General features: G+C 59.2%; 19 protein-coding genes. 9 read left to right on the top strand and 10 right to left on the bottom strand.

The annotated features are described in order from the left end of the window. Window positions 1-223: 223 nt before the first annotated feature. Together I2F59_RS05060 and I2F59_RS05055 are read right to left on the bottom strand one after the other, a co-directional pair. Window positions 224-703, bottom strand: a complete 480-nt coding sequence (locus I2F59_RS05060; protein WP_195233070.1) for a pyridoxamine 5'-phosphate oxidase family protein — start codon at window positions 701-703, stop codon at window positions 224-226. 42 nt (window positions 704-745) lie between these two features. Further along, window positions 746-3,550 carry an ATP-binding protein gene (locus I2F59_RS05055; protein ID WP_195503458.1) on the bottom strand — a complete coding sequence of 935 codons (2,805 nt, stop codon included), beginning with the start codon at window positions 3,548-3,550 and terminating at the stop codon, window positions 746-748. A gap of 259 nt (window positions 3,551-3,809) precedes the next feature. Between I2F59_RS05055 and I2F59_RS05050 the strand changes: the two genes are divergently transcribed. The 3 genes from I2F59_RS05050 to I2F59_RS05040 all read left to right on the top strand — a co-directional run bounded on the left by I2F59_RS05050 (window position 3,810) and on the right by I2F59_RS05040 (window position 6,235). Next, entirely contained in the window at window positions 3,810-4,235 is a 426-nt protein-coding gene (locus tag I2F59_RS05050; protein WP_148346595.1) for a potassium channel family protein, read from the top strand. Between the two features lie 36 nt (window positions 4,236-4,271). Further along, on the top strand, window positions 4,272-4,805 hold the full coding sequence (locus I2F59_RS05045) for an LOG family protein (protein ID WP_152068434.1): 534 nt from the start codon (window positions 4,272-4,274) through the stop codon (window positions 4,803-4,805). Between the two features lie 125 nt (window positions 4,806-4,930). Continuing rightward, window positions 4,931-6,235, top strand: a complete 1,305-nt coding sequence (locus tag I2F59_RS05040; protein ID WP_195503457.1) for a chloride channel protein — start codon at window positions 4,931-4,933, stop codon at window positions 6,233-6,235. A 90-nt stretch (window positions 6,236-6,325) separates the two neighbouring features. On the opposite strand, the gene I2F59_RS05035 is transcribed toward I2F59_RS05040, so the two are convergent. The 3 genes from I2F59_RS05035 to I2F59_RS05025 are packed head-to-tail and all read right to left on the bottom strand — an operon-like array spanning window position 6,326 to window position 8,309. After that, window positions 6,326-7,027, bottom strand: coding sequence for an ABC-2 transporter permease (locus I2F59_RS05035; protein WP_195503456.1), 702 nt, complete (start codon window positions 7,025-7,027; stop codon window positions 6,326-6,328). Then, entirely contained in the window at window positions 7,024-7,905 is an 882-nt protein-coding gene (locus I2F59_RS05030; protein ID WP_152075806.1) for an ABC transporter ATP-binding protein, read from the bottom strand. Before I2F59_RS05030 ends, I2F59_RS05035 begins: the two co-directional genes overlap by 4 nt. A gap of 23 nt (window positions 7,906-7,928) precedes the next feature. Continuing rightward, a complete protein-coding gene (locus I2F59_RS05025; RefSeq protein WP_195503455.1) occupies window positions 7,929-8,309 on the bottom strand; it encodes a GntR family transcriptional regulator in 381 nt (126 codons plus the stop codon). 397 nt (window positions 8,310-8,706) lie between these two features. On the opposite strand from I2F59_RS05025, the gene I2F59_RS05020 reads away from it, so the two are divergent. The 3 genes from I2F59_RS05020 (at window position 8,707) to I2F59_RS05010 (ending at window position 11,889) form a co-directional block, all read left to right on the top strand. Further along, the gene (locus I2F59_RS05020; protein WP_117848208.1) at window positions 8,707-10,320 is read left to right on the top strand and encodes a peptide chain release factor 3; all 1,614 of its coding nucleotides are present in this window, start codon (window positions 8,707-8,709) and stop codon (window positions 10,318-10,320) included. A gap of 156 nt (window positions 10,321-10,476) precedes the next feature. Further along, window positions 10,477-11,199, top strand: a complete 723-nt coding sequence (locus I2F59_RS05015) for a VUT family protein (protein WP_022093974.1) — start codon at window positions 10,477-10,479, stop codon at window positions 11,197-11,199. A gap of 9 nt (window positions 11,200-11,208) precedes the next feature. Further along, window positions 11,209-11,889 carry an SDR family NAD(P)-dependent oxidoreductase gene (locus I2F59_RS05010; protein WP_195503454.1) on the top strand — a complete coding sequence of 227 codons (681 nt, stop codon included), beginning with the start codon at window positions 11,209-11,211 and terminating at the stop codon, window positions 11,887-11,889. A 50-nt stretch (window positions 11,890-11,939) separates the two neighbouring features. On the opposite strand, the gene I2F59_RS05005 is transcribed toward I2F59_RS05010, so the two are convergent. Next, the gene (locus tag I2F59_RS05005) at window positions 11,940-12,665 is read right to left on the bottom strand and encodes a uracil-DNA glycosylase (protein WP_195503453.1); all 726 of its coding nucleotides are present in this window, start codon (window positions 12,663-12,665) and stop codon (window positions 11,940-11,942) included. Between the two features lie 88 nt (window positions 12,666-12,753). Beyond that, a complete protein-coding gene (locus tag I2F59_RS05000; protein ID WP_195503452.1) occupies window positions 12,754-13,656 on the bottom strand; it encodes a DMT family transporter in 903 nt (300 codons plus the stop codon). Between the two features lie 158 nt (window positions 13,657-13,814). Here I2F59_RS05000 and I2F59_RS04995 point away from each other — a divergent pair, with 158 nt between their 5' ends. After that, window positions 13,815-14,681: a LysR family transcriptional regulator gene (locus tag I2F59_RS04995; RefSeq protein WP_195503451.1), complete on the top strand. Its 867-nt coding sequence runs from the start codon at window positions 13,815-13,817 to the stop codon at window positions 14,679-14,681. Between the two features lie 27 nt (window positions 14,682-14,708). Here the strand turns inward: I2F59_RS04995 and I2F59_RS04990 are convergent, their stop codons facing one another. Further along, window positions 14,709-16,091: an MATE family efflux transporter gene (locus tag I2F59_RS04990; RefSeq protein ID WP_195363954.1), complete on the bottom strand. Its 1,383-nt coding sequence runs from the start codon at window positions 16,089-16,091 to the stop codon at window positions 14,709-14,711. Window positions 16,092-16,269: 178 nt separating this feature from the next. On the opposite strand from I2F59_RS04990, the gene I2F59_RS04985 reads away from it, so the two are divergent. Beyond that, complete coding sequence (locus I2F59_RS04985) at window positions 16,270-17,085, top strand: putative RNA methyltransferase (RefSeq protein ID WP_195503450.1); 816 nt, start codon at window positions 16,270-16,272, stop codon at window positions 17,083-17,085. Between the two features lie 125 nt (window positions 17,086-17,210). Here the strand turns inward: I2F59_RS04985 and I2F59_RS04980 are convergent, their stop codons facing one another. Next, window positions 17,211-17,612, bottom strand: a complete 402-nt coding sequence (locus I2F59_RS04980; RefSeq protein ID WP_117820863.1) for a hypothetical protein — start codon at window positions 17,610-17,612, stop codon at window positions 17,211-17,213. A 436-nt stretch (window positions 17,613-18,048) separates the two neighbouring features. Here I2F59_RS04980 and I2F59_RS04975 point away from each other — a divergent pair, with 436 nt between their 5' ends. Then, window positions 18,049-18,753 (top strand): class I SAM-dependent methyltransferase, encoded by a 705-nt coding sequence (locus I2F59_RS04975; protein ID WP_195503449.1) that lies wholly within the window; start codon window positions 18,049-18,051, stop codon window positions 18,751-18,753. A gap of 48 nt (window positions 18,754-18,801) precedes the next feature. On the opposite strand, the gene I2F59_RS04970 is transcribed toward I2F59_RS04975, so the two are convergent. Next, on the bottom strand, window positions 18,802-19,098 hold the full coding sequence (locus I2F59_RS04970; RefSeq protein WP_055310006.1) for a hypothetical protein: 297 nt from the start codon (window positions 19,096-19,098) through the stop codon (window positions 18,802-18,804). Between the last annotated feature and the right edge of the window lie 45 nt (window positions 19,099-19,143).

The following is a 19,143-nucleotide window of genomic DNA, read 5'->3' as shown; positions in this document are numbered from 1 at the left end:
CCAGATTCTAGGACAGGGGCCGCTTGCGTTTGGCGGTCAGCCGTCGGCGCGCTTACACCAACATTTCCGACGCGATCACGCGCACCTGAGTAAACCCGTGAGCTCGCAGGAGCTCATTGAGGCGCTTGCGCACATAGCCGCCGACGCTCTATAAGCATATGGCCTGGTTCCAAGGTGGGTTGGAACCAGGCCATATTGTTATTGATGAGGCCTGCTGAGGGGCTTACTTTTCTTGAATCTGCTTGCCGCAAAGATGCTCAATCGAAATCTCGTAGAGCTGGACGCCCTTGATGTCTTTGGCGATTTCCTCTTCGACTTCTTCGGCAGAAGGGTAGTACTTAAGGGCGAGCTGGCGGACTTTGTCCTCGATAAACGCGGGGGTGTCATTCGCCAGGCGACAACGGCCAAAGACGACGGTGCTCATAACGTAGGGAGCCCAGTCACCGTCCTGGTACCACTCGTTGCCGTATACGGTAAAGCAGACCTTGTCATCGCGCTTGAGTGCGTCGACCTTGTGGCCGGCTTTGGCGCCATGGAAATAGATCTTGTCGTGCTCGGCGTCAAAGAAGTAGTTGACGGGAATGGCGTACGGGTAGCCATCGTCGCCGTTGACGGCAAAGACGCCGCGCTTGCAGGTGGCGAGCAGTTTGCGCGCTTCCTCGTCGGTGATAGCGCGTTTCTTTCGACGTAAGGGCCTAAACATCGTTGGCTTCCTTTCTGGTCGTGCGTAGTGGTTGAGCACAAACTATAGCGAAATGGATCCGTTTTTCTTGATGCGGGCGAGTATGTTTTTGAGCTTGTTAAAGTCGAGCGGTTTGGACAGATGGGCGTTCATGCCGGCGTCATGTGCCGCCTTGGCGTCCTCGGCAAAGGCGTTGGCGGTGAGCGCGATGATGGGGATATCGGCTGCATCGACCTTCTCGCTCAGACGAATCGTGCGGGTTGCCTCATAGCCGTCCATGTCCGGCATCATAATGTCCATCAGGATCGCATCGAAGCTGCCGGCGGGATGCGACAGGTACAGATCGACGACTTCGTTGCCGTTGGCGGCGCGGGTGACCACGATGCCCTCGGATTCTAGCAGCGCCTGGGCAATCTCGGCATTCAATTCGTTGTCTTCGGCGAGCAGTACGTTCATGTCGGCGAGCGAGCAGTCGAGCGCCCCCTCGACCGTATTCGCCCGCGCCTGGGGGTTCTTGTCGATATCGAGCGGAATCTGGACGTTGAACGTACTCCCCACGCCAACCTCACTCGAAATCTCAATCGTACCGCCCATCAGTTCAATAAGCGACTTGACGATTGGCATGCCCATGCCGGTTCCTTGGAACTTGCTGCGCGCATCATCACCTTCTTGGGCAAACGGTTCATAGATATGCTTTAAAAACTCGGGAGCCATGCCAATGCCAGTATCCGAAACACTAAAGCAAAAGAGCGCGCGCCCATCATCGAGTGGCTTGGTCTTTGAACTAAAGGTGACGGAGCCGCCGTGCTTGTTGTACTTAATGCTGTTGTCTAACAGGTTGATTATGATCTGTCGGATATGGGTGGGACTGCCGATCATGTATGGCCCCGTGGCGTACGGCAGACTATTGTCCTGCATTGTGATGCCGTTATCGGATGCGCGGAGCTTGCACAGCACCAGCGTATCGTCACAGAGCTCTTTGAGGTTAAAAGGCGCATGTTCCAGAGTTAGCTTGCGGTCTTCGATTTTGCCCATCTCGAGGATGTCGTTGATCAGCGAGAGTAGGTGATTGGCGGCAACACGCGCCTTGGCGCGGCTTTCGCGGGCGGCCTGCATGTCGCCGTCTTTCAATTCCTCAATTTCGATAAGACCCAGGATGCCGTTGAGTGGCGTACGGATGTCGTGGCTCATGCGCGTGAGGAATGCCGTCTTAGCGGCGTTGGCGGCATCGGCTTTTTCGCGCTCGGTTCGAGCGCGCACGAGCGTCCAGATGAGCAGGACGATGCCGACCGACAACATACCGATGAGGGCAGCGGCAATAGCGGCGCGGTTGCGATAAAGGAATCGAAGCGTGTCGGATTCCTGGGCTGTGTACGACGTGGAGGAGTAATTGCTTGCGGAGAGCGATTCTCCGGCATTGATGATGCCCTTGTTGATGATTCCCAACAGCTCGGGCTTTCCGCGCGAAATCCAGCACGAGAGCTCACAGGTGCCAGGGAGCTCGACCGTCTCGTAGCCCTCGAGATCATGACGGTCGCCAATGGTTTTTACGCGTGAACTGGGAGCGACGATGCAGTGCGCCGTTCCCTTCCTGAGGGCGTCGAACACTTCATCGCCGGATTGGTATTCGGTTACGGTCGCTGTGGGGAACAGACTTTCAAGTGCATTTTTGTTGATAAACGATGATTTGGTGCAGGCGATGTTCTGGAGGTCTTTGTTCAGGTTGCTGCCGGTGTGGATGGCAGTGAGGGACATGGTCCCCAACGATACCGACTGCACAACGCCTGTTTGCTCGGCAAACCAGTAATCTCGGTATACCGGCAGCGCAACGTCTATGCTTCCCTTTGACAGGGCCTTTGACATCATCTTGTAGCTATCAAAGGCGACGGTTTTGACCGTAATGCCAAATTTATCGTGCAGCGTCGTCGCAAGCGATGCGAGCGAACCTTCCATTTCGCCGTCTTCGTCTTCGTTACAGTAGGGGAGTTTGCCTGTAATGTAGCCGAGCGTGATGGTGCTGTCATTTGCTTTGAGCCAGGAACGTTCGGGACCGTTGAGCGATGATGAACCGCTGTTTTGGGCCGAGTAGTTAGATTTGACTTCGTCGATATAGCGTGGGTTGACGCGGGCGATTGCTGTCATGGCGGCATTGATGTCGTCCAACAGGTCGGGGCGGCTTTTGGGAACGGCAAAATAGTAGTCGCTCGAGCCGATGTAGAACATGGGGGAGGCACTGGGCGACGAGGTCGTGTCGTTCATGATGACGGCATCGACTTCGTCGTTTGCGAGCGCGTCAAAGAGATCGGATCCTCCGTCATACTCCCTGTATGTGCAGGTGATTCCTTCGTTGGCGAGCCACTGCTGGCCAACGAAGGTTTGCATAACGCCGGGGTTGCAGCCGATGGTAAGGCCTTGGAGCGCTTGGGGGTCACCCTTGGCTAGATCGTCGCGATCGGGCCTGGCATAGATGTAGTAGCGCTCGGTGCCCTCGGGGTTCGAGGAAAAGAGCAGCTTTTGGGCGCGTTCCTCGGAGTAGGAGATGTTGGGCATGAGGTCGATTTCGCCCGCCTCGAGCATGTCCATAAGTTCGGTGAAGGTGCCGGAGACGTATTCGTACTGCCAGCCGGGCGTATAGTACGACAGGGTCTGGAGGTACTCGTAACCCCATCCCGAGAGGCGCTCGCCGGGGGTGCCGTCCTGGAAGCCCTCGTTGCTGACGAGCCAACCAACGCGGACCGTTTTGACCTGTTGATCGGAGCCGGCGGCAAAGGCGGGGGCGGGCATGATGGTGCTCAGTACGGCGAGCGCGGCAAGCGCGACGGCCAGGGTGCGATATATAACTGAACGAAGGACAGCGGCAGCTCTCACATGCAATCCTAACGAATCGAGACATTACCGCATAAGGATACCAGCTCAGCCTGCCCAGCCGGCAGCTGCACCGCTAAACGGTCCCGCCCGGCAGTCATCGGGGACGTTCTTAAACGACTAGTCATTGGGGACGTTCTTGTTTGACTAGTCATTTAAGAACGTTCCCAATGACTAGTTCCCAATGACTAGTTTCGTTTGCGGGGGAGGCGTGGGACAATACCGAGCGAACGAGATTGGACGTCTGGGAAAAGGGGTCGCGATGAACAAGTTGAGGACGCTTGCCGACGTGTTGCGCCAGGCTGGCTTTGCGCGCATCACGGGTCTGTTTCTTATCTTCTATCTGCTGTGCTCGACGGCTGTCTGGCTGTCCGAGCCCACGACCCTCACGTTTGGCGATGGTCTCTGGTTTAGCTTTGAGACGGTCTCGACGATCGGCTTTGGCGATATCCCCGCCGAAACGCCGGTTGCCCGCGGCATTACCGTTATCCTAAGCGTCATCAGTATCTTCTACATCGCCATGCTCACGGGCGTGGCGGTGAACTACTGCAATACGCTTATCAAGCTGCGCCAAAAGGACACCATGGCGCGCTTTATGGACGATCTTGAGCATTTGGAAGAGCTCGATCGTGACGAGCTCGCCGATCTTTCGCGTCGCGTGCGCGAGTATCGTCGACGCCAGCGCTAAGACGAACGTCGTGCGCCACAACAAGGGGGACCAAATATGAATATCACCGTGTATCTGGGTGCCAGTGCCGGCAATGATCCGGCGTTTCTGCCCGCGGTGCAGGAGCTGGGCAACTGGATTGGCGCCAACGGGCACGCGCTGGTATACGGCGGGTCCAAATCGGGGCTGATGGGTGCGCTCGCCGATAGCGTGCTCGAGGCGGGTGGACACGTGACGGGTGTTGAGCCGAGCTTTTTTATCGAGGCCGAGTTTCAACATGACGGTATCAACGACCTTATCGTGACGAGCGATATGGCGGAGCGCAAGGCCAAGATGATTGAGCTCGGCGATGCGTTCATCGCATTTCCGGGCGGTACGGGCACGCTCGAGGAGATTGCCGAGGTCATGTCCGCGGTGTCGTTGGGACACCTGAGTGCTCCGTGCATCCTGTATAACCTGGACGGTTACTACAACGACCTCAAGGCGCTGCTCGGGCACATGATTGATAAAGGGCTTTCGAGCCCGAGGCGCCAGCACGGCATCTACTTTGCCGACGATTTGCGCGAGATTGCCTCGATTATCAACGGATAAGTCTTGAGCCTGCCCCACCATGACTCCCAATGGTGCCGTTTGCGGCGCAGATGGTTGGCTCGTTCGAGCAACGCTCGCTCTACAATAAAACGTATCTATGTCGACTTTAACCGCGGGAGGACCCGATGGATAACCTTGCCAAACCCACAAACCGCGCGCTGTTTTTGGTCAGCGTTGCCGTGACCGGTGCACTCGCAGGTGCTGCGGTCTGGCTGTTCTTTTTTGCGATGGAGCACGGTATCGACTATCTATGGACCGAGATTCCGCACGCGCTGGGCGTCGCTTCGCCCGAGCTTGCCAGCGGCCCGTTTGGCTTTCTGCCGTACCCGTTTTTTATCTGCCTGCTGGGCGGCCTGTTAATCGGTCTGTACGAAAAGATGACAGGCACCAAGACCGATGACCTCAACCAGGTGATGGCGAAGGTTAAGCAAGACGGGCGCTATCCGTACGACAACCTGGGCAAGCTTTCGCTCGCGGCATTGCTGCCGCTGCTGTTTGGCGGAAGCATTGGACCGGAGGCCGGCCTGACCGGCGTTATCGCTGGTCTGTGCAGCTGGGTCGGCGACCGCATGCGTCGCTTTGGCGCCGAGTTTAGGGAGCTTACGCTGCTGGGCACCCAGGCTGCCCTGACGGCACTCTTTACCGCGCCCGTCTTTGGTTTTGTGGCACCGCTCGCTGGTAGCGCCGACGGCCAGGGCGAAGACGCCGACGATGAGTCCGTGTCCGACGAGGTTACCATCAAGCTGCCCAAGGCGCAAAAGACCGTGGTCTACGGCATTGCGATTGCCGGCGGTCTGGGCACCTACCTGCTGCTTGGCCAGCTTGTGGGCGGCGGCATGGGTATGCCGAGGTTCGAGTCCGCCGAGGTGGGCAACCTGGAGCTTACCTGGCTCATTCCTCTGTCGCTGATCGGAACAATCTGCGGCTGGCTGTACTTTGTCTCTGAGCACGCGAGCGAAGTGCTTGCCCACGCAATAGGGGAGCACCCCATCGCTAAGGCCATGCTGGCCGGTCTGGTACTTGCCGCCTGCGGTACGGCTCTGCCCTTCACCATGTTTGCCGGCGAGACGCAGGCCGACGTGCTCATGGAAACCTATCTGACCATTCCCGCCGGCGTGCTTATTGTGACCGGTCTTGTTAAGGCCATGCTGACGCCCGCCCTCATCAACCTTGGTTGGCGTGGCGGCCACTTCTTCCCGGTTATCTTCTCGGGTGTGAGCCTGGGCTATGGCCTTGCCATCCTCACCGGCGCCGATCCGGTCTTTTGCGTCGCTGTCTGCACGGCATCGACGATGGGCGCCGTCATGCGCCAGCCCATCATGGTCGTGGGCCTGCTGCTCATGTGCTTCCCGCTCAAAGGCATCGTCTGTATGATCATCGCCGCCGCCATCGCCGCCGGCATTCCGCTGCCCAAGCCGCTGCGCAAATAGTACGGTGGCTCACGCTGGGGATATGCCATTTGTCACGGATTTACGGGGAGGGGCGGCGATCGCGTCCTTCGTGGATTGAGACACGCGTGGCTACAGATCGCGTACTCGATAAACCTTGGTGCTGACGGTGCAGCTGATTGCACATAGCGCGAGGGCAAGTACGGCGATGCCTGCACACAGACAGCTAAGAACGGCAGGATCGGGATTCGCCCCTGCAATCGACATGAGCTGGTTGCTGATGGGGTTGAATGAGTTTAGCGTGACCATGATAAGGCACATGTATAGGGCGTACAGACCAACGGATAGGCGTTGCGCCTTCATGTGTTCAAATCGAAAGAACAGAGGCAGTACCAAAAACACCGCCATGAGGGAGAAAAGCATCGATATTGCCGAGGCGATTGCGGTCTCAAAGACGGTCTCTCCCGTGGAGAGGATACCCACGCTGTTTAAGATCGGGATGGCGACGATACTCAACAGCGCGCCCGCGCACGCCATGATGACCGAGAAAATAGTGATGCACAGGTAGCGTGCGCTGACGATGTCTTTGCGTGAGATGGGCAGCGTTGCCCGATAGCGCTCCCATCCGTTTTGGTTGTCGAGCCCGGCCAGCGACGTCATGGCCATGATAGGCGACATGGCACTGATCGCGAAGGCGCCGGCGGCGCTCATGTCGGAATCACCATTCGATGCGTTGACGGCGGTCAGCACGACGAAGATGAACAGGCCGACACCTGCGATGCTCGGGATGAGCGTGCGAACGATGGCAAGCTCGGACATAATGGCGCGTTTCATTTCAAAGCCCCTTTCAGCATGAAGCGAAGATAGTCATCAATGGTTGCCCGATCGCAGGGAATCTCGGGGAAGGCCTCGAGCACTTCGCGGTGGTTGGGCACGAGCACGTCCACGCTGTAGGCGTGGCGGGCGGCGCGGGTGCCTTCGACGCACGCCATGAGCTCCGCGGCCTGTGCCTGGGTGCAGTGGGCGATGCCGGCGCGGTCGGTAATGTCCTCGCGTGGCAGGTCAAACACAATCGAGCCGTTATCGATGCAGATGACGCGGTCGGCAGCGCGATCGAGGTCGGACGTAATATGGCTCGAGAGCAGCACGCTGCGCTGGCCGTCGGCGACAAAGGCGAGCAGCTCATCGAGCAGTTCCTCGCGTGCCATGGGATCGAGGCCCGCGGTGGCTTCGTCCAAAACGAGCAGCTTGGCATGGTGGCTGAGCGCGCAGGCGAGCTGCAGCTTCATACCCATGCCGCGGGAGAGGTCCTTGACCTTTGTCTTGGGATCGAGGCCAAATCGGTTGATGAATCCGGCGAACGTTTCGCGGTCCCACGTGGGGTACGCCGGGCCTACGAGCGCCTCGATCTGGCCGACCTTGAGCGTGGAGGGGAAGGGGCATGTGTCCAGCACGAGGCCGATGCGAGAGCGCAGGTGGCGTTGCGACTCATCGGGCGCGTCGGTGCCACAGCGCTGCCCAAACAGGTGCACCTCGCCGGCATCGAGCTTTATAAGCCCAAGCGTGGCGCGAATGGTCGTCGTCTTGCCGGCGCCGTTTGCGCCCACAAAGCCAACAATTTGGCCGGGCTCCACGGCCAACGTGACGCCACGTAGCGAAAAGCGGTCGCTCACGCGGCGTGAGATGCTTTTGAGTTCTAGCAAGTTTTGCATGGCATAGCCTTTCTTGCAGATGGTTACTGCATGGTTTCGGGGGCTACCAGGTCGAGCATCTCGTGCAGTTTATCGCGCGTGACGCCCACGGCTTCGGCTTGCGTTGCTGCCTGTGCGAGCAGCTCTTCGATATGGCAGAGCTGATTTTCGCGCAAGAGTTCTTGGTTGCCCTCGGCGACAAAACAGCCCTTGCCCTGCACAGTGCAGATAAAGCCGAGTTGCTCCAGGTCGGCGTAGGCGCGCTTGGTGGTGATGACACTCACGCCAAGATCGCTCGCGAGTGCACGGATGCTGGGGAGTTTGGCTCCCGCAGCAAGCGTGCCCAAAAGGATTTGAGCTTTGACCTGCGAGGTTATCTGCTCGTAGATGGGCTTGTCGCTCGAATTGGATAGGATGATGTCCACAGCGGCTCCTTAGCTGTTGGGCTACACGTGTATATAACCGGTAAGCACAGTATATACACACTATGTACAGTTGTGCAAGAGGAAATTACGGGGCTGTCCGTCCCTCTACTCATTCATCTCAATCTGTAACACTAAGACCCGTTTTTGCTGGCTAACTGTTACAGATCAAGATATTGGCTGCCCGCCCTGTGCGTTCATCTCAATCTGTAACATCTGGAGGTCAAAAACCCTTCTAGGTGTTACAGATTGAGACAACCCATCGCGGAACACCGCTGACATTCCACCGTCCGAGCCCCAACTGATGAATTTGTCCTGATAGGCGCCCTAGAGCGAGATTTCGCGGCTACAATAGTGCGGTTACAACGACGTAATGCACTCAATGCTAGAAAGGATCCGCATGGCAAGCCTGTCGGATGAAATCTCGTCGCGCCGCACATTCGCGATCATCAGCCACCCGGACGCCGGTAAGACCACGCTTACCGAGAAGCTGCTGCTCTATACCGGCAGCATCCAGACCGCCGGCTCGGTCAAGGGCAAGAGCTCGGCCAAGCATGCCGTCTCGGACTGGATGGACATCGAGAAGGAGCGCGGTATTTCCGTTACTTCTTCGGTGTTGCAGTTCACCTACAACGGCGCCTGCGTCAACATCCTCGATACCCCCGGCCACCAGGACTTTTCGGAGGATACCTACCGTACCCTTATGGCCGCCGACGCCGCAGTCATGGTCATCGACGGCGCCAAGGGCGTCGAGGCCCAGACCAAAAAGCTCTTTAAGGTCTGCACGCTGCGCCACATTCCCATCTTCACCTTTGTGAACAAGCTCGACCACGAGGCCCGCGATCCGTTTGAGCTCATGGAAGAGATCGAGAATGTCCTGGGCATCAATACGTATCCCATGAACTGGCCGATTGGCAGCGGTCGCAACTTCCGCGGTGTGTTCGATCGCCAGACCCGTCGCGTTATCGCCTTTGAGGGCGACGGCCACGCCAACGCCACCAAGAAGGTCGCCGAGGTCGAGGCCGAGCTGGGCGATCCTTCCATGGACGAACTCATCGGCGAGGAGAACCATAAGAACCTGATGGACGACATCGAGCTGCTCGATGGTGCCGGCGACGAGCTCGACTTGGATGCCGTGGCCTGCGGCAAGCTAAGCCCGGCGTTCTTTGGCTCGGCGCTCACCAACTTTGGCGTGGAGCCCTTCCTCAAGGAGTTCCTGCGCCTGGCCCCGACGCCGCGCGCCTATACCGATACGCTCACCAACGAGCCGGTCGATCCCTGCCGCGACGACTTCAGCGGCTTTGTGTTTAAGATCCAGGCCAACATGGACAAGAACCACCGCGACCGCATCGCCTTTGTGCGCATTTGCTCGGGCAAGTTCGAGCGCGGCATGGACGCCTTCCACGTGCAGGGCAACCGCAAGCTCAAGCTTGCCACGGGTACCTCGATGATGGCCGATGACCGCGCCATCGTGGACGAGGCGTATGCGGGCGATATCGTGGGCCTGTTCGACCCGGGTATCTTTAGCATCGGCGACACCGTGTGCTCCGGCAAGCGCCACGTGCAGTATCCGCAGATCCCGACGTTTGCCCCCGAGATGTTCGCTCGCATTACGCAGGTCGATACGCTCAAACGCAAGCAGTTCGTCAAGGGCATGGAGGAGCTTGCCCAGGAGGGAGCTATCCAGATCTTCCGCGAGCTGGGTGCCGGTATGGAGAGCGTCATCGTGGGCGTGGTCGGCGTGCTGCAGTTTGAGGTACTCGAGCGCCGCCTCAAGGCCGAGTACCGTGTTGAGGTTCGTCGCCAGCCGCTGCCCTATACGGACATCCGCTGGATCCAGAACGACCCCGACACCATCGATATCCCGGGCCTTTCGCTCACGCGCGACACCCTGCGCGTCGAGGACATGCGCGGCGGCAAGCTGCTGCTGTTCACGAGTCCGTGGAACGTGGATTGGGCAACCGACCACAACCCCGACCTTATCCTGTCGGAGTTTGGCAACGTGGCCTTTTAACGCATCGGCGCGGTGACCCTGCGGGGCTGCCGCGCCATTTACTTGCCTGATGCCGTGTGAGCGGCTATCATACCCACCGTCGTCTCAAGACCGGGGCGTCCGAGCAGTTCGGGTCCGATATCCTGCTCGTTAAACCTAAAACCAAAGGAGTACATAATGATCAAGAAGGTCATGGAGGACTACAAGGTCCTGTTGCGGAGCATTCCCGCGGCAACGGTTTCGCTGTTTTTCGTGAGCGTCATCATGATGAACCTGCTGGCCAACAAAGAGCTCATCAGCCTGCCGTATCTGGCACTCGATTGCGGCTTTGTGGTGAGCTGGGTTTCGTTTTTGTGCCAGGACATGATCTGCAAACGCTTTGGCGCCAAGGCATCCATCAAAATCTCTATCCTCGCGCTGCTGGTCAACCTGGCCGTGAGTCTGTGCTTTTGGGCATGCTCGCTCACGCCCGGTATGTGGGGCGCCTACTACGACACCGGCATGATCGAGGTCAACACCGCCCTTAACGCCACCATCGGCGGCACCTGGTACGTGGTGCTGGGCTCTTCGCTTGCCATGCTCGTTTCTGCCGTGGTTAACTCCACGCTCAACCAATCGCTCGGCCGTATGCTCAAAAAGAATAATTTTGCGAGCTTCGCCTTCCGCTCCTATGTCTCTACGGGTGTTGGCCAGTTTATCGACAACCTGGTCTTTGCCATTGTGGTGAGCCACACGTTCTTTGGCTGGACGTGGGTACAGGTCCTTATGTGCTCGCTGACCGGCGCTGTCGCCGAGCTGCTGTGCGAGGTCTTCCTGAGCCCCGTGGGCTACAAGGTCGTGCGCGGCTGGGAGCGCGAGAATGTGGGTTCCGAGTACCTCGAGCGCCACGCAACCGCCTAAGGAGCAAATATGCGGGTTTTGATCACGGGCGCTTCGGGCGGTATCGGAGCCGCGTGCGTGCAGCGCTTTTTGGACGAGGGCCACGAGGTCGTGGGCTTTGATCTGCTGCCGGCGGCGATCGAACACGAGCGCTACCGCCATCTGATTGTTGATGTCCGCAAGCCGGACTCGTTTCCAGGCGACTTTGAGCCTCAGGTAATCGTGAACGTTGCCGGTACGCAGGATTCGGCTGACGACATCGCCGCCAACCTGCGTGGCACCATCAACGTGACCGAGCGCTACGCCTTTGTGGGAGAGGGGCTTGCCGCCAGGCCGGCGCCGGCTATCAAATCCGTGGTCAATGTGGGGTCGGCGAGCGGACATACGGGATCGGAGTTTCCCGCCTATGCTGCCAGCAAGGGCGGCGTTATCGCCTACACCAAGAACCTTGCAAACCGCCTGGCACCGCAGGCCATCGCCAACAGTGTGGACCCGGGCGGCGTTATCACGCCGCTCAACCGTTGCGTGATGGAAGACGAACACCTGTGGAACCAGATTATGGAGCTCACGCCGCTTAAACGCTGGGCCACCGCCCAAGAGATCGCCGAGTGGATCTACTTTGTGGGCGTGACCAACCGGTTTATGACCGGGCAGAGCCTGCTGATCGATGGCGGCGAGGCCGGCCGCACACAATTTATTTGGCCCGAATAGGAAACGCGCCCGATGGAAAGTCGTCGGGCGCGTTTTTGATGTATCGATTTTTAGCTGAGGCAAGTCCAGTTGACGGGGGTCGAGCCGTGCTGTTCGAGTAGCCGATTGGCAGCGGAGAAGGGGCGCGACCCCATAAAAGCGGGGAGTTCTGCCGTGGCACGGTTGGCCGAAAGCGGCGAGGGGTGCGTAGAGGCCAGGCAGAACTTGCCGGTTGCCTTGCCCGCGCCGATTGCGGCGAGCTTGCCTTCGACCATCTGCTGGGCAAAGCGGCCCCATGCCAAAAAGACGACCGGCTGGGGCAGCTGGCAGCAGCGTTCGATAACGTAGTCGGTGAGCGTGCTCCAGCCCAGCTTGGCGTGCGAGTTCGCGGCATGCTCGCGCACGGTGAGCGTAGTGTTGAGGAGCAGGACGCCCTGTTGTGCCCATGGGGTTAGGTCTCCCGTGGCGGGAATGGGGCAGCCCAAATCGGCTTTGAGCTCCTTATAGATGTTGCGCAGGCTCGGCGGCAACTTGGTTTGCGTCGCGGGGACCGAGAACGACAGCCCCATTGCCTGGTTGGGTCCGTGATAGGGGTCTTGACCCAAGATGACAACCTTGACCTGGTCGGCCGGCGTGTAGGCGAGGGCATTGAGGATGTCGTCTTGTGCCGGGTAGATGGTTTGCTCGGCACGCAAAAGGGCGATGCGCTCGAGCAGCTGGTTCGTAGTGTCACGTACCGGCTGCGGCGCATCGCCCAACCAAGTTGCTATGTTGTGGTCGCGGGTTGCGGTGTCCATGGGGCTCCTTTATGGTAGATGCTCTGTTGGCATCTATTGTAAAGGCGCACTGGTTGCCTTTATGACACGGCTGTATGAAGAACGGGGTCTACGAGACGCGCTCGGGCGCTCCTGCCATACGGGCCTGTCCATGTGCACGGAGGCGCGGAAGCTCGACGGTTGCCACCATGACGCCGGTGAGGATGAGGGTGGCGCCAAAGAAGGCGATGGGGTTCAGGACCTCGCCGACCAGGAAGAACGAAAAGACGGCAGAGCAGACCGGCTCGAGCGAGAAAGCGAAGCCGGTGGTCTCGGCAGGCACGTGGGGCTGCACGAGCGTTTGGGTGATAAAGCCATAGGCAGAGCAGATGAGTGCGAGCGCGACGACAACGACAATCTCGCTCGGCGTGCCGGGAAGCGCGAAACCGCCAAAGGTGAATGCGGCGATACCCGAGAATAAGCCGCCGAAGCCCAGCTGCCAAACGCCCAGGGCCAGCGGGTCGACATCTTCGACAAAGCGCTTCGCCACAATGATATGGCCGGCATAGACAAAAGCGGAGAGCAGCATGATGAGCGCGCCCGGGTTCAGGCTGGTGAAGTCGGCGCCCGAGAGCAGCAACATACCGCAGGTGACGATGGCGGTGCCGACGAGCACTTTGCGCTCGGGGGCACGACGCAGCAGGGCGGCGTTGGCAAACGGCACGATCACGACCGTCAGGCTCTGCAAAAAGCCGGCGGTGGAGGCGGAGGTGAGGCTGGAGCCCAGGCACATGCAGGTGAGTTCGGTTGCCATAATGGCGCCGATGATGGCAGCGCGGACCATAAGGTCGCGGTTGATGCGGAAAGCGCGCTTGTGGAAGAGCAGCAGGCAAGCCACAAAGGCGATGATGCAGCGCAGCGCAACGATGCTCGTGGCGTTCATACTGTCCATGCCGATCTTCATGAGGGGGTACGAAAAGCCCCATGCGACGGGAACGGAAAATGAGAGCGCGATTGCTTTTTTGCGATCCATGGGACTCCTTTTGTTACAGAACGGTTTCGTAAAAAGGATTCTGCTCCCAGATGTGGATGTAGTAAAGCGAATGTATCTTCAGTATGATTAAGAAATGCTAATGTCATTAGGAAAAGCGCTGGCAAAACGTTTTACGGCTGCATTGATGTGGAGGCACGATGGCATCGCGGTATCAGATTGTTTGTATGGTGGTCGATTGCGGCAGTCTGAAACGTGCAGCGGACGAGCTGGGCTATACGCAAAGTGCGGTGAGCCAGGCCGTCAAGGCGCTCGAGCGCGAGCTGGGTACCACGCTTATCGAGCGCGGTAAGCAGGGCGTTTCGCTTACGCGCGACGGTAAACAATATCTGCCGTACCTGCGCCAGATTGTGACCGCCGAGGCCGAGCTTGAGGGCAAGCGCCAGGAGCTGCTGGGGCTCTCGTCGACTGACATTCGCATCGCGACGTTTACCAACGTGAGCCGAACCGTGCTGCCGCGTGTGATCCGCGACTTTGGTGCGCTGCACCCGGGCGTACGCTTTACCCTCAAGCAGGGCGATTACACGCGCAACGCTCAATGGGTGCACGACGGCGTGGTTGATTTTTGTTTTACGGCGCGCGGATTTACCGCTGGGCTCGAGAAGCGCGTGGTCTATCACGATGAGTTGGTGGCGCTGTTGCCGGCCGCGCATCCGCTGACGGCAAAGGAAAGGGTGACGCTCGCCGACCTGGCGTCCGAGCCGTTTGTACTGCTGGATGAGGGCGAACAGAGCCTGGTTCTCGATGCATTCGCAATGCATGGGCTGTCGCCGCACGTGACGAGTGAGGTGACTGACGACTACACCATCATGGCGATGGTGGAGGAGGGCCTAGGCGTGAGCATGCTGTATCGCCGTACCGTTGAGGGCATGCGGGCCGATATTCGCGTACGTCCCATCGTGCATGCCCCCTCGCGCGACGTGGTGGCCGCCTGGCGCAGCTGGGACACCATGCCTATCGCCACGAGGCGCTTTATCGACTATATGAGCTCGCATATTGTCAATTAATGACTGGCGTGGCGTTGAGTGCGGTGTTTAGCGGGCTGTCGCTTTGGCTTGGGTGGCGCGATAGGTGCGTGCCGGGTGGCAAAGTAGTACCGCCACGACCATAAAGAACGCCGTGGTGCCCAGGCTGATGGGGTAGACCATCATGATGTTCGCAAAGGTGCGGAAGTGTGGGAACACGCAGAACACCCAATAGAAGCGGATGCCGCAGACGCAGATCATGGTGATGAGGGCGGGCGTGAGCGAGATGCCAAAGCCGCGCAGGTAGCCGGACATGTTTTCGTAGAACATGCTAAAGGCGTACGCCGGGAAGATCGAACATACGCGGATATAGCCGATCGAGACGATGTTGGGATCGCTGTTAAAGAGCGACAAGATCTCGCGCCCCAGGCCGACAATAACGATGATTGTGGTGAGTGCAACGATACCGCCTTCGACCAGGCAGACCTTAAGCGTTTTGGTGCAGCGGTCGATCTGGCGGGCACCGTGGTTTTGTCCCACAAAGGTGGTGCAAGCCTGGCTAAAGCTGTTGAGCAGGTTGTAGCATACGTACTCCAAGCTCATAGCGGCGCTCGATGCCGCCATGACCTCGGTGCCCAGGCTGTTGATAGCAGACTGGATGATGATGTTGGCGACGGCAAAGACGGCGCTCTGGATGCCGGCGGGCAGGCCGATCTTGACGATGCGCTTGAGGGCGACGGGGTCGATAGCCAGGTCGCGCGGGGTGACGCGGACGACGGAGTCGGTCTTGAGCAGGCGGATAAAGAGCGTAGCGGCGCTGACGGTGTAGGCGATGGCGGTGGCGATGGCGACGCCCGCGACGCCCCAGTGGAGTACGGGGACAAAGATGAGGTCCAGGCCAATGTTGAGGACGGTGGACACGGCAAGCGCCTGCAGCGGCATGCGGGTGATGCCGACGGAGCGGAAGATCGCGGCCTCAAAGTTGTAAAGCAAGATCGAGGGCATGCTGAGCAAAAAGACGCGTAGGTAGAGCGAAGCGAGCGGCATGGTTTCGGCGGGAACGTTGAGCGCGGCGAGCATGGGCTCGGCAAAGATCTCGCCCAGTGCGATGACGACAAAGCCCACAAGTGCCATAAGAATCGAGGTGTGGACGGCGCGTTTGACCATGTTCTGATCGTTGCGGCCGATAGCGTTGGCGATGACCACGTTGGAGCCAAGCGACATGCCAATAAACAGGTTGAGCATAAGACTGGTAAGCGGAACATTGGAGCCGACCGCCGCCATGGCGAGGGTTCCCTGGTCGCCCGAGAAGTTACCGATGATGACCGTGGCGATGAGGTTCGACAGTTGCTCCAAGATGCTCGTGGCGGCCACAGGGAAGGCGAACAGGGGAACATTGCGCCACAGCGATCCGGTGGTCATGTCAATGTGCTTAGATACGGTGTCAGCCATACGCTCTCAATCTCTAACATGCTCTTTTGTGCTTATTTGCGCAGACGATGATACTCCTAATCGCCTAGTCATTGGGGACGTTCTAAAACGATTACTCATTCAAGAACGTCCCCAATGACTAGGCGGGGAAGGCGTGCGACAATGGTGGGCGTTGTGTTGTTCGCGCTAAGGAGTTGCCATGTTGTTGTGTCCCGTTTGCCATGAGCCGCTGGTGGATGACGAACGCGGTGCTGCATGCGCGGGTGGGCACCGGTTTGACCGTGCGCGCGAGGGCTATCTATATCTCCTGCGCTCGTCCAAGAGCGGCGACTCCATGGGCGATCCCAAGTCGCAGGCACGCAGCCGTCGCGACTTTCTGAACCGCGGTTACTATGCGCCGTTGCGCGATGCGATGGTCGAGCTGGTGCGCGAGCGGGCGGCAGAGCACGGGGCGTATACGGGCAAGCAGCTGACCTTGCTCGATATTTGCTGCGGCGAGGGCTACTACACCAGCACCATGGGCGCGGTGCCGGGCGTGGATGCTTACGGCTTTGACCTGGGCAAAGAGATGGTGCGCCTTGCCGCCAAGCGCGGCGATGCGACCTACTTCGTGGCCAACATGAAGGACATCCCCGTGGCCGATGGCGCCTTCGATATGGTGACCGAGCTCTTTGCTCCCTTTAACGAGCGCGAGTTTGCCCGCGTACTGTCGCCAGAGGGCTCACTCTATACCGTGGTGCCGGGTGCCCGTCATCTCTTTGGGCTCAAGGAGGTGCTCTACGACACACCGTACCTTAACGATGAGAAGCTGCCGCAGACCACCGAGCTCGAGTTGATCGGAACGCAGCGGGTGTCTGCGAATATAACGCTTCAGACCCAGGCCGACATCGAGGCGGTGTTCCAGATGACGCCGTACTACTACCGCACGCGCCCTGCCGACAAAGAGCGCCTGGCAAATTTGGACACGCTCCAGACCGATATCGACTTCATCATCGCCGAGTACCGGCACTGCTAACCTACCAAAAAGGGACAGGTTTATTTTGGCAGGTTTTATCTGGGCAAACGCAAAGCGCCGACCGCGGAGATGCGCGATCGGCCCTTTTTAGTTGCTTGGCTGCAGAGGTTATGAGAAGCGAGCGCTTACAGGCGGTCCTTGTTCTCGGCCTTAACGGCGTGTGCCTGCTGAACAAAGAACAGGTCGTACACCACGATGACAAAGGCGACGATATTGACGGCGCTGCCGCCGAGCGCGGGAAGCGTGAGCGCGGCCTGCGCAATCGTGGCGATTGCGGCAACGATGCCGAGCTTAAACGCAGCATCCACCTGCGAAGGCTTGTTGGCGCCCTTGATGCCCGCAACACCTGCGGCGAGATCGATGAGGCCCTTGGCGACCAGCACGACCGCGGCGAGCATGGCGTTCGACCCGTACGTGGAATCGAGGTTGCCGGTCGCGATGCCGGCGATTCCAATGACGAGACTGGCGATGCCCAGAACAAAATAAATCAGGGCAAGGATTTTGAGTGTCTTGCGAGCGGCGCTCATAGCTGGTCCTTTCGATGCGGGCGCGGAGAATCTGTCGCACCCAGGTTGCGGCACATATCGTGAAGCACATTGTAGTTCAACGGGGCGATGCATGCGTTTGAAAGCGTCTCTTGCCTGTACGGTCCAACCTTTCAAAAAGGAAAGCTGGACGTAAGCCAAATCGATGGCAGCCCATGTGCGGCGCTGCGATGATGAGGCCGTAACAAGGAGCTGGTCTCAAGGAGGAGTCATGATGTACGGAGCAGGGCAAGTGCGTGAGCCGCAGTCGTTGGGAAGGCGCATGGGTGATTCTGTGATCGCTGCCGTGTGCACGGGATTGATGGCGGTGCTTTGCATTGCGATGCTGTGGGCCATGTCGCATGTGGGACAATAGCGGACGGTTGGGTGCTGGCATAAACGGCACTCGCGTATTCGTTTTGCTTGCTAAGGAGTGCCCATGGGCGTCGTCGATCCCTTTTCTGTTGCTCGGGCCGCGGGGCTTGAGCTGATCGGGAAGTCCGAGGGCCTCACGCTCACCGACGGCACGATGGAGCTGCGTGCCGATTTTGCCCGCATGCTTCCACGACTCAAGCAGGGCCGTCTGCAGCAAGAGCTGTTGGTAAAGGCTGCGCGTACAAAAGGCATCGAGCGCCCATGGGCGATTGATGCCACGGCGGGCTTTGGCGAGGATTCGCTGCTGTTGGCGGCCGCGGGCTTTACCGTCGATCTGTATGAGCAGGATTGCGTGATTGCGGCGCTCCTCAAGGATGCCTTGGATCGCGCGGCAGATGATCCGGCGCTTGCGGCTGCCGTGTCGCGCATGCGCTTACATGCGGGCGAGGACAGCATTGCCGGCCTTCGCCATGTAGCTGAGCTGATCGGGCGGGGCGAGCTTGCCGCCCCCGACGTGGTGTATCTGGACCCCATGTTTCCCGAGCGCACCAAGAGCGCGGCGGTGAAAAAGAAGTTCCAACTCTTGCATCATCTGGAGCAGCCGTGCGCCGATGAGGAGACGCTGGTCGAAGCTGCGCTTGCCGTGCACCCGCGCAAGGTCGTTATCAAACGACCGGTGAAGGGGCCACTGCTTGCCGGCGTTAAGCCGAGCTATCAGCTTGCGGGCAAGGCCGTTCGTTACGATGTTTTGGTGCCGCCGCGCCCGTAGCTTGCGTACGATGGCTGACACTCCGTCAATGCCGTGCCGATGCGGCGCCTATTTCCAAGGGTGCGACGTCAGGTGCCATCCACCGCAGTATTCGCATTTGTAGCAGGCCAAACCGCGCCGTCCGCGGTTTTCGCAGTCGGCCATAACGGCCTCGGCCTCGGCGCGTGTGTCGTAACGGTTTTTGCGCTCGCACGACTTGTAGCGCCAGGCCTCATCGCGCTCGGCGTCCAGGGCGTCGCGGCGCTCGTCCTCGCGCGCAAACAGGTCGCTCATATCGCCGCCGGTGGCAGCGCCCAAAAACTCGCTTTTTGCCTTTGACCAGGCGGCTCGCTTTTTGCTTCCCATCTGCTTCGCGCCCCTCTCCAAACGTTGGTATCATTGCTCAATCAA

The organism is Collinsella aerofaciens (assembly GCF_015556945.1).
GTDB lineage: Bacteria > Actinomycetota > Coriobacteriia > Coriobacteriales > Coriobacteriaceae > Collinsella > Collinsella aerofaciens_AO.
The sequence above is the reverse complement of the archived record's forward strand: the minus strand, read 5'-3'. Positions and strand labels throughout refer to the sequence as shown.

Coding starts and splice junctions, on each gene's coding strand:
- I2F59_RS05060 (WP_195233070.1), bottom strand. CDS start 703: ATGTTTAGGCCCTTACGTCGAAAGAAACGCGCTATCACCGACGAGGAA.
- I2F59_RS05050 (WP_148346595.1), top strand. CDS start 3,810: ATGAACAAGTTGAGGACGCTTGCCGACGTGTTGCGCCAGGCTGGCTTT.
- I2F59_RS05045 (WP_152068434.1), top strand. CDS start 4,272: ATGAATATCACCGTGTATCTGGGTGCCAGTGCCGGCAATGATCCGGCG.
- I2F59_RS05040 (WP_195503457.1), top strand. CDS start 4,931: ATGGATAACCTTGCCAAACCCACAAACCGCGCGCTGTTTTTGGTCAGC.
- I2F59_RS05035 (WP_195503456.1), bottom strand. CDS start 7,027: ATGAAACGCGCCATTATGTCCGAGCTTGCCATCGTTCGCACGCTCATC.
- I2F59_RS05030 (WP_152075806.1), bottom strand. CDS start 7,905: ATGCAAAACTTGCTAGAACTCAAAAGCATCTCACGCCGCGTGAGCGAC.
- I2F59_RS05020 (WP_117848208.1), top strand. CDS start 8,707: ATGGCAAGCCTGTCGGATGAAATCTCGTCGCGCCGCACATTCGCGATC.
- I2F59_RS05015 (WP_022093974.1), top strand. CDS start 10,477: ATGATCAAGAAGGTCATGGAGGACTACAAGGTCCTGTTGCGGAGCATT.
- I2F59_RS05010 (WP_195503454.1), top strand. CDS start 11,209: ATGCGGGTTTTGATCACGGGCGCTTCGGGCGGTATCGGAGCCGCGTGC.
- I2F59_RS05005 (WP_195503453.1), bottom strand. CDS start 12,665: ATGGACACCGCAACCCGCGACCACAACATAGCAACTTGGTTGGGCGAT.
- I2F59_RS05000 (WP_195503452.1), bottom strand. CDS start 13,656: ATGGATCGCAAAAAAGCAATCGCGCTCTCATTTTCCGTTCCCGTCGCA.
- I2F59_RS04995 (WP_195503451.1), top strand. CDS start 13,815: ATGGCATCGCGGTATCAGATTGTTTGTATGGTGGTCGATTGCGGCAGT.
- I2F59_RS04990 (WP_195363954.1), bottom strand. CDS start 16,091: ATGGCTGACACCGTATCTAAGCACATTGACATGACCACCGGATCGCTG.
- I2F59_RS04985 (WP_195503450.1), top strand. CDS start 16,270: ATGTTGTTGTGTCCCGTTTGCCATGAGCCGCTGGTGGATGACGAACGC.
- I2F59_RS04980 (WP_117820863.1), bottom strand. CDS start 17,612: ATGAGCGCCGCTCGCAAGACACTCAAAATCCTTGCCCTGATTTATTTT.
- I2F59_RS04975 (WP_195503449.1), top strand. CDS start 18,049: ATGGGCGTCGTCGATCCCTTTTCTGTTGCTCGGGCCGCGGGGCTTGAG.
- I2F59_RS04970 (WP_055310006.1), bottom strand. CDS start 19,098: ATGGGAAGCAAAAAGCGAGCCGCCTGGTCAAAGGCAAAAAGCGAGTTT.